Source organism: Pseudoalteromonas sp. SIMBA_162, from assembly GCF_046535955.1.
Classification (GTDB): Bacteria; Pseudomonadota; Gammaproteobacteria; order Enterobacterales; family Alteromonadaceae; genus Pseudoalteromonas; species Pseudoalteromonas marina.
Window position 1 is genome coordinate 1 of sequence record NZ_JAWJBQ010000139.1, and the last position, 359, is coordinate 359.

Sequence of the window (359 nt, forward strand, 5' to 3'; positions counted from 1 at the left end):
GGTTGTCTTCGTCCCAGACAATGGCCTTCATCTTGATCAGGTCGATGACGCCCTTGAACTCGTCTTCCGCACCCCAGTTGATCTGGATCGGGACGGCGTTCGCGCCCAGGCGCTTGCGCACCTGCTCGACGACCATGAAGAAGTCCGCGCCAGCACGGTCCATCTTGTTGACGAACGCGAGACGGGGCACCTTGTACTTGTTCGCCTGGCGCCACACCGTTTCCGACTGCGGCTGCACGCCGCCCACTGCGCAGTAGACCATGCACGCACCGTCGAGCACGCGCATCGAGCGCTCGACTTCGATCGTGAAGTCGACGTGGCCCGGGGTGTCGATGATGTTGATGCGGTGTTCCGGATAG

General features: G+C 62.1%; 1 protein-coding gene. It reads right to left on the minus strand.

The genetic code is table 11. The features are described from left to right. The coding region (locus R0J88_RS19060; protein ID WP_410900737.1) for a GTP-binding protein at nt 1–359 on the minus strand (359 nt) is incomplete at both ends.